The organism is Mangrovicoccus sp. HB161399 (genome assembly GCF_013184745.1).
In the GTDB taxonomy this organism is placed as follows: domain Bacteria; phylum Pseudomonadota; class Alphaproteobacteria; order Rhodobacterales; family Rhodobacteraceae; genus Mangrovicoccus.
The window spans coordinates 1-8,721 of record NZ_JAATVU010000134.1 but is presented as its reverse complement, the minus strand read 5'-3'; the positions used below and the strand labels follow the sequence as shown (position 1 = coordinate 8,721).

Here is an 8,721-nt window from a genome sequence, read left to right as displayed (position 1 = left end):
TTACCGCACGCCCGAGCAGACACGGATCGACATGGCCGCCGCGATGGAAGCATAGTGAATATCGCCCCAGTCCGGGATCCGGGGGCAAGGTCAAGCCGCGTGCCAGGCCCGCCGCGCGCGGCTCCGAGCAGCCGGTCCAAGCCGCGAATGCCCTCCGCGGCCGCGATCCCGAACTCCGGCAGATGCGCGCGGATCGCGTTCGCCGTCCGTGTCCTCTGGCGAACCGGGACATCCCGCGGCTCATGATCCGGGAGCGCCGCCTGCCGGCTTCGCCGGCACGAAGCGCATGGCGGGCCGGGCAGCGGCCCCGCGGACCGCTTCCGCGCCGGCCGCGTCCGTCTTCCCCCGCCTTGCATGCGGCTGCACATGGGCCGGCGGCATCAGCCGCACCTCGCGGCCGCGCCCGGCCGGGTCCCGCGCCCGGCAGTGTGCGCCCGGACGGGCCTCCATTCCGGCCATGCACGGCTCGGGCCGCCCGGAGAACCCGGGCACCTGCGACCGGCGCAACCGGCGGCGGAGGGCGTCACGCCGGTCCGCAGCGGCGCCGCGAACCTGGAACGCGCCCTCGGCCGGATCGAGGCCGATGGCGACAGGCTGCTCCATGGATGGCTCCTCTCGGCGGAAAGCTCCGCCGCTCCCGCCTTGGCACATTGCGATGCCGCTGCAGGGGCCATCCACACCGTCAATGGCGCAAGCCGCCTCGCCCGCCGATGCGTTTCCGCCACCGCGTCTGCGACGAGGGATCGATCGGGCGGCGATGCTGGCAGACCACCTCGCCGGTGAAGTGCTGGCAGTACGGGTTCTCGACCCAGCGTGAGACCACGGCATCATCGGAGAGCCGAGGGGCATCCTTCAGGCAAGGCAGGCCCGCCACCAGGCGCTGCGGCGCTGCCGGGCGGCCGGTCCTCGACGGGAAGAAGCCGGACCACTCGCGCTCGAACACCTCCCAGCCGATCAGCCCGGCGAGCTTCGCCAGTTCGCGGCGCAGATCGATCACCTCGACCAGGCGCGGCCGCAGCAGGTCATTCTGCGGGCTTTCGCCGTGCCACTGGCACGACGGGCCCTCGAATTGTTCGGCCGGGCGGGAGCAGTGTTTCATCGGCGGCCCGAACCTGCAGGGTTCCACCCTGGATCAGGCCGATCCTTGCAGAACATGGCAACGGAAGCCGATCGGAACCCGCAGGATATCAATGCAATGCGACTTGTTCAGGGGCGCGCTGCGCAAGCCCAAGCCATGCAATCCCGACCCGGTGTCCACGGAACCGGCAGCAGGCCAGCATGGGACTCGCCGTCCGGATCAGCTGGCTCCGGCTTCGTCAGAAGATGAAACTGTCCTGCCCGAGATCGGCGAGGGCCACAGATTTGAGAATGATCCGGTCGCCGGAAACGCCGCCGTCCAGCGCCGCCGTGTCGATTGCCGTCGCCCAGCCCAGATCGGAACAGACCGCCAAGACACTCTCCAGATCGGTCAGATAGGCGGTCAGGTCGATCACGTCGAGGCCAACCTCGAAGTCATGGACGAAGTCCTTGCCGTCGCCGGAAGAGAAGACGAAGGTGTCCGCCGTCCCGTCGGCCGCCCAGTTGCCGCCCCAGAGCTGGTCGTTGCCCGCGCCGCCTTCGACCACGTCCGATCCCGTGCCGCCGACGATCTTGTCGATGCCGTCATTGCCCGCCAGCACGTCGTTGCCGGCACCGCCGTCCATATAGTCCGCGCCATCGCCGCCGGACATCGTGTCGTCGCCTGCCTCGCCGCGCAGGCTGTCATTGCCGGTCCCGCCGAACACGAGGTCGTCGCCGGAAGCCGCCGAGATCCTGTCGTCGCCTGCATCGCCCCAGAGGCTGTCGCTGCCCTCGCCGCCGTTGACGTCGTCGTCGCCGGCATTCCCGTGGATCGCGTCGTCGCCTTCGCCGCCGCGCAGCGTGTCGTCATCGCCGGACACGAGCGTCAGGGATGCCGCGCCCAGCAGGACGGCAGAGTCGGAAACTGCGATGCTGCCGCCCGTGACGGCCGATCCGGACGCACCGTCGGAATACTTGCCTTCGGGAGCAAGCGAAACGAATTCCAGATAGGCTTCGCCGGACTCCGCGTCGATGCAGATCCGGTAGAGCGCACCGGTGTCATCGGTGGATTTGGACATGTCGTGGTTGCCGTCGTCGAGCGCTGCATAGAGCGCGCCGTCCGTGCCGATGAAGACCGATCCGTATTCGCCTTCGGGCATGCCGGACAGCATCTTGCCGCCGATCAGGGTGCCGGTGATCGCGATTTCGGCGATGTCCGGGCTGCCCCCTGCCTCGACGTTTCTCACGTCGATCAGCACGAGAACGCCGTCGCGGCCGTCCTTGTTCGGCGCCTCGACGCCGCAGAAAACCCCCGATGCAGCATCGTAGGCGACGTCCTCGATCTTGCCCTTGTAGTCGGAGCCCTTGAACGAGAACGTCTCGTAGATCGGATTGCCGTTGCCGTCGAAGCTGTCCACGTCGAACTTCGTGATCGCGTTCAGCGATTCGTCGAAGGTCCAGAGATTGCCCGCTCCGTCGAAATCGCCGACCGGATCGTCGCGGTATCCTTCGCCGATGCGATAGATGGCGCCGGTGGCATCGATCATCACGATGTCATCGGACTTCACCTTGTTGCCCAGCGAGTCATGGCCGCCGGTCTTGGCAACGCCGTAGATCAGTCCATCCTCTGAATTGAAGCCGATCGCGTTCAGTTTGAAATCCGCTTCCTGGCCGAGCTTCGCGTAGCTTCCGGTTTCGAGGTCGCAGACATAGAGCTGGTCTTCGATCACCTGGAAGAACTGCTTTTCGGCCGAAGCGAAGGTGGTGACGGTCACGGTGGTGCCGCCGATTGCCATCTCCACCGCTGCGGTTGCCTCGGAACCGGTTTCCGGGGTGCGGAAGCCCAGCGTGCCTACTGTGCCGGTTGCAGCGGTTTCGAAGGTGAAGCTCCGGGTTTCGGCGGTTGCCTCCACGGTGCCGATGACGGCGCCGTTCCAGAGCACTTCGACCGTCGCGGAAGACGCGCTGCCTGCAGGGTTGGCGGCAAGCTCGAAGGAGATGGCGTAGAGTGCGCCGGAGACCGTTTCCGCACTCTGCGAGACGGTTTGGAAGCCGTCCGCGGCTGTCAGGGACCATGCGCCGGCGCCTGCCAGCCCGGCGAAGCCGAGCGCGGACGCACCCGAGCCGGAGAGCAGGTTCTCGCCGGCCGTGTCGCCGAAGATCACGTCGTTGCCTCCGCCGCCGTTCACGATATCCGCGCCGAGGCCGCCGACGGCGTAGTCGTCGCCGTCATCGAGGTTGACCGTGTCGTTGCCCTCGCCGCCGAAAGCGAGGTCGTTGCCGGTTCCCGCGTTGATGATGTCGTTGCCGGAACCCGCGGACAGGCTGTCATTGCCCCCGTTGCCCAGCAGCACATCGTTGCCTGCGCCGGTGACGATGACGTCATCGAAGTCCCATTCCGCGCCGTATTTCGCGGTTGCGCCGACGACCGGCGTGTAGACCCATTTCTCGCCGTCATATGACCACTCCGAGCCGACCATGTCGCCTGCTGCGAGGTCATTGCCTGCGCCCGTGGAAATGGTGTCGCTGCCCTGCAGGCCGTTGACCTTGTCCGCATGCTCGGAAGAGCCGTCGAGAACCGTGCCGAAGGGGGAAACGAAGCCGTCCGCGATCAGGTCGTCAAGGGCGGTGCCGATGAATTCGGAGGAGGAAATGGTCGCAGGCATTTGTTATTTCTTCCAATTACTGAGCTCGCCTGTTCTGTGGCAGGCGGGACGGGTCACGGTACGGAACAGTTTGTTTGCTGGTGTCCCAATCGTTCATTGCGGCGCAAAATGCGATCTCGTCGGGGTATAGCTGCGGGTCCCAAACGGATAGGTCCCATCCGAATGGCTAGGGACACGGAGGACGGCAGCGCTGCCCTGACTGCGGGAGCGGCCTTCCTCCGGAGCGCCGGACATGCTGGCCGGGCCGTCGGAGACCGAAGCAGGCCTGCGCGGCGGCATAGGAGGGACCGTGCGGCATGCAAGATGCCAGGGCGGTCCGGATCATTTCGGACTGGTGCCGTCAGGATCGCGTGCCATTCCGCCAGGGCAGCTCGCCGGAATGGCGCCCGGCCTTCTTCCGCGTCAGAAAAGGCCTTCCTGTTTCGCGACCAGCGCCGCCTGGGTACGGTTGGACGCTCCGATCTTGCGGAAGAGCGTCTTCATGTGCAGCTTGACCGTCGGTTCGCGCAGTTCGAGGTCGCGGGCGATCTCCTTGTTCGACTTGCCTTGGCTCAGCCCCTCCAGCATCTCGAGCTCGCGGCTCGACAACTTTCCCGCCAACGGGTGGTCGGCCGCCGAGTCGGGGCCGCGCAGGAACTCGAGCGGGAGATATTGCTCCCCCATCGACATGAAGCGGATCGCGTTCACCAGCGATTTCGCGGACAGCGTCTTGGGCAGGAAGCCCGCAGCCCCCTGCGCCAGCGCTTCTTCGGCAGTCACGCGGCTTGCCGTCCCCGAAATGATCGCGACGCGCCCCTCGCCAGCCGCATCGAGCATTCTGGCAAGACCCTTCAGCCCGTCCATTCCCGGCATCGTGTAGTCGAGGATCACCAAATCGAAGGGCGGCCCGGCCAGAACGAGTTCCAGCGCCTCGCGGAAATCGCGGGCTGTGACGGGCTCCAAGTCACTTTCCTGCCGCAGGAAGAGGCTGAGCGTATCTCTCAGCAGATCATGGTCGTCCGCGATCAGGATTCGCATGGGATGGCCCAAGCTCCATGCCCAAACGGGAAACAATGCCCGGTCTGGTTACTAAACTAACGTCTTCCTGAGAATAGCTAATTTCAGGTCCTGCTCAAGCGGTCTCTGCAATTCCCCTGCCTTCCGTGCCAAGTTCGGACCGCATGCAGGAAAAATACGGTCCCGCCATCCGGAAGGGCGGCGGATTCCCGCCGCCTGGACGACCGTGCCGCGGAGCATGCAGCAGGCGGCTTCGGAAAGGGATCGGCGAATGCTGCGGCGGCGGCCGGGATGCAGCGGGCCATCCTGTGCGGTTCTACTCTTGCCTGGTCCGGAAGCCGCCTTTCCGTCGGCACGGGAAGTTCCGCAAACCCGCGCCGCGCTATCCTTTCGGACTACGTTCTTCGACGAATTCGACACTGCGTTCCGGGAGAAAGCCGGGTACCATTTCTCGGATCACGAAGGGAATGCAGGATGACCAACCGGATTGCGGCCTTGCCCGCCGCTTGCCTCGCAGCCGTCCTGATGTCGGGCGCAGCCCTGGCGCAGGAAATGTCCGCCCCGAAGGGCGATCCGATCCTCGTCATAGATCCGATCCTCGTCATAGACGGTGCCATCGAGGAAGCAAATGAAGGCGGCCGCGTGGTTCTCGATTTGGCCATGCTGGAGGCACTGCCCGCCGTAACCTTCGAAACCTCGACCACATGGACCGAAGGCGTGCAGGTCTTTACCGGCGTCCCTCTTGTCACTCTGATGAAGGCGGTCGGCGCGACCGGGAGCGCCCTGCGGGCGACTGCACTCAACGACTATTCCGCCGAGATCCCCCGCGAAGACTGGGTCGAGGACGGTCCGATCGTCGCCTATCTGAGGAACGGCGAAACCATGCCGGTCCGCGAGAAGGGTCCGCTCTGGGTGGTCTATCCCTATGACCGGAATTCCGCCTATCAGAGCGAGGTGATCTATGCGCGCAGCATATGGCAACTCGCCAGAATCACGGTCACCGAATAGGGTGCCCGCGCAGGCGCCTTCAGAGACTCGCGGGGAATACTTGCCTGAAACAATCACAAGGCAGGCGATGCGCTCGCGGTTCTGGACCACTGTCACCGCGCTGGCGCTGGCCGTCTGCGTCGGTCTCGTCGCAGGACTGGGCTGGCTGGTGCTGCGCCAGATCCACGAGCTGGAGACAGCCAGTTCCGACAACCTGCAATGGACCCTGTCCCAGGCGGAAGTCGAATACCTGAAAATGGCGCGGGCGCTGGAGCGCGGGGCGGCCGGCGGCCAAGATTTGGCAGAACTGCGCCGCCGGTTCGACATCTTCTACAGCCGCGTCTCGACGCTGGAGTCCAGCCAGGCCTTCGACGCCCTTCGCTCCGACGCCGGCATGTCGGCCGCACTCGGAAATTTGCGTGCATATCTCGACAGTTCCGCTCCATTTCTCGACGGTTCCGATGAGGCGCTGCGCTCTGCGCTTCCCCGCCTGGCTGCACAGGCCGCAGGACTGGAACAGGACATCCGCGCCATCGGCCTGACCGGCCTGTCGATCTTCGCCGAGCGGTCGGACAGCAGCCGGCACGAGCTGATCCGGGCGCTGGTCGTCATGACCGCCGTGCTCGGCGTCCTGCTTTGCGGTCTCGTCCTGCTCGCCGGCGTGCTTCTGTCGCTTGCCCGCACCGCCGCGCAGCGCAGCCGGGACGCAGTCGAAGCCGCCGCGCGCCTGCGCGGCATCGTTTCGGCTTCGCTCGATGCCATCGTCGTGACGGACGCCGGCGGCATCATCCGCGAGTTCAACCCCGCGGCCGAGCGCATCTTCGGCCACGCCCGCGCGGAAGCCCTGGGACAGCCCGGGGCGGAACTGCTTCCGCCGGAGACCTCCGGGGAGATCCCCGCCGAACGGCTTCCCTTTGCCGTCGGAAAGCGCCAGCCCCTGACGGAACGACGCACCGTCGAGCTTGCCGCGAGGCACCGCTCGGGCAGGATCTTCCCGGCGGAATTCTCGATAAGCCGCGCAGATCGCGACGACGGCCACATCTTCGTGTCCATCATCCGCGACATCTCCAGACGCAAGGCTGCCGAAGCGGACCTGACCCAGGCCCGCGACCGGGCCCTTGACGGCGAACGGGCGAAAGGTGAGTTCTTGGCGGTCATGAGCCACGAGATGCGCACGCCGCTCAATGGGCTCCTCGGGACGATGCAGCTCCTGCGCGACCACAGCCTTGACGACCGGCAAACGGAACTTCTCGATCGGATGGAGGCGTCCGGGCAGATCCTGCTGGGGCTGGTGAACGACGTGCTCGACCTCTCCAAGCTCGAGGCGGGCAAGATGCGCTCGGAGAAACGCCCTTTCAGCGTCGCGCAGCTTGCCGACGGGGTGATCGAGACGGCCGCGCCGCTGGCTGCCGCCAACGGCAACAGCCTGTCCTGGAGCTGGGCCGGTCCACCCGCGGGCCGTGTCCTCGGAGATCCGCAGAGGCTGCGGCAGATCCTGCTCAACCTCATGGGCAATGCGATCAAGTTCACCCATGGCGGCAGCGTCGAGCTGGAGATCGAGCGCACCGGCACGGGCGGCCAGGAGCTTGAGTTCCGTGTCATCGACACCGGCATCGGCATCGCCGAGGAGCATCTGGAACGCATTTTCGAGGACTTCGAAACGCTCGACTCCTCCTATTCCCGCGAAGCCGGGGGGACCGGGCTCGGCCTCGGGATCGCGCGCCGGATGGCGCGCCTGCTGGGCGGACGGATCGGAGTGGAAAGCGAGCCGGGCGAAGGCAGCCTGTTCTGGCTGCGCCTCCCCGCCGAACATCTCGGCAACGCGGAGGAGGCCGCCGGGCCCGGCAGGCCCGCGCGCCCTGCCGTCCGCGAGCCGCTGGACCTGCTCCTGGTCGAGGACAACGAGATCAACCGCTTCGTCGCGCGCACGATGCTTGAAACAGACGGCCACCGGGTGACCGAGGCAGTCAACGGCAAGATCGGCGTGGAGCTTGCGGCCGGGCACCGTTTCGATGCAATCCTGATGGATATCTCGATGCCGGAGATGGACGGCCCGGAGGCGACGCGGACCATCCGTTCGGGCGGCGCCTCGGCCCAAGTGCCGATCATCGCCGTGACTGCCCACGCCCTGCCCGAAGAGGTCGCGCGCTTCCACGACGCGGGAATGGATGCCTGCATCAGCAAGCCGATCGAGCGCAACGTGCTCCTCGAAACGCTCTCCGGCCTCGCGGCTCGCAGGGCTCCATCCTCCCCTTCCGCGGAAGCTCCCGAGGCGGCCCTTGTCGACCGGACCCGGCTGGATGCGCTGGAAAAGACCCTGCAGCCCGAGGGCTTCGCATCGCTGATGGCGCGCTTCGCCGAGGAAGCCGCAACAACGGTCGCGCGGATCGCCGGCGGTGGGCTGAGCCCGCAGGACCTGGCGGCCACGGCCCACCGCATTTCCGGGATCTGCGCGGTTTTCGGTCTGGATTCCCTCCGAAACGCGCTTGGCGAGATCGAGACCGCCGCGAAAACGGGCCGTGACGTTCCCCCCGGGCAGCTGGATGCGCTCCGGCGCCTCTGGGAAGACAGCAGCGCGCAGCTGGGAGACTGGAGCGTGCAAGCACGGGAGGACATCCTGGCAACCGGAGGCTCTGACCGGCGGCCGCCGGAATGAGCTACGGCATTCGTTTCGGACCCGGCCCTGATCGACGCCTGGCTATCGGGCCCTGAAATCCTTGAACGGTGCTGGCGAGATCGACCGCAATCGGCCGTTGAGCCCGCGCCTCTGAAGTGGTCCACCCACAATGCGCGAAGTCCGGCAGGATTTCGGTGGACAGGAGGACTGCGGAATGTCCGGAAAGCGGAAGACATCGCTACCAAGCTTCGGCAAGTCCGGGTGCTGCATGGCCAGGGCTCGTCGATGGCCGGTGCGGTGTCAATCGGCTCTGAAAGGGCCCCCGGTTTTCGTGTCTCGAGCTGGCCCGGCGCGGCGCAGCTTCCAGGTGGCGCAGCCGTGTCGGGGCAGCTTGCC

The 8,721-nt window shown here is 66.4% G+C and carries 5 protein-coding genes and 1 pseudogene; 2 read left to right on the top strand and 4 right to left on the bottom strand.

Annotated elements, in window-relative coordinates:
• Positions 1-240: 240 nt before the first annotated feature.
• The 4 genes and pseudogenes from HCC78_RS30690 to HCC78_RS30675 all read right to left on the bottom strand — a co-directional run bounded on the left by HCC78_RS30690 (position 241) and on the right by HCC78_RS30675 (position 4,742).
• Entirely contained in the window at positions 241-603 is a 363-nt protein-coding gene (locus tag HCC78_RS30690; RefSeq protein ID WP_172332542.1) for a transposase, read from the bottom strand.
• A gap of 94 nt (positions 604-697) precedes the next feature.
• Positions 698-1,099: pseudogene (locus HCC78_RS30685) on the bottom strand (transposase); the annotation flags it as partial.
• Positions 1,100-1,316: 217 nt separating this feature from the next.
• Complete coding sequence (locus tag HCC78_RS30680) at positions 1,317-3,725, bottom strand: calcium-binding protein (protein WP_172332541.1); 2,409 nt, start codon at positions 3,723-3,725, stop codon at positions 1,317-1,319.
• 402 nt (positions 3,726-4,127) lie between these two features.
• Positions 4,128-4,742: a response regulator transcription factor gene (locus HCC78_RS30675; protein WP_172332540.1), complete on the bottom strand. Its 615-nt coding sequence runs from the start codon at positions 4,740-4,742 to the stop codon at positions 4,128-4,130.
• A gap of 453 nt (positions 4,743-5,195) precedes the next feature.
• Here HCC78_RS30675 and HCC78_RS30670 point away from each other — a divergent pair, with 453 nt between their 5' ends.
• Together HCC78_RS30670 and HCC78_RS30665 are read left to right on the top strand one after the other, a co-directional pair.
• Positions 5,196-5,729, top strand: a complete 534-nt coding sequence (locus HCC78_RS30670) for a molybdopterin-dependent oxidoreductase (protein WP_253949450.1) — start codon at positions 5,196-5,198, stop codon at positions 5,727-5,729.
• A gap of 40 nt (positions 5,730-5,769) precedes the next feature.
• Complete coding sequence (locus HCC78_RS30665) at positions 5,770-8,364, top strand: ATP-binding protein (protein ID WP_172332539.1); 2,595 nt, start codon at positions 5,770-5,772, stop codon at positions 8,362-8,364.
• Positions 8,365-8,721 lie beyond the last annotated feature (357 nt).

Bases quoted from the DNA above. Each gene is read 5' to 3' on its own strand.
- HCC78_RS30675 (WP_172332540.1), bottom strand. From the start codon at position 4,742: ATGCGAATCCTGATCGCGGACGACCATGATCTGCTGAGAGATACGCTC.
- HCC78_RS30670 (WP_253949450.1), top strand. From the start codon at position 5,196: ATGACCAACCGGATTGCGGCCTTGCCCGCCGCTTGCCTCGCAGCCGTC.
- HCC78_RS30680 (WP_172332541.1), bottom strand. From the start codon at position 3,725: ATGCCTGCGACCATTTCCTCCTCCGAATTCATCGGCACCGCCCTTGAC.
- HCC78_RS30690 (WP_172332542.1), bottom strand. From the start codon at position 603: ATGGAGCAGCCTGTCGCCATCGGCCTCGATCCGGCCGAGGGCGCGTTC.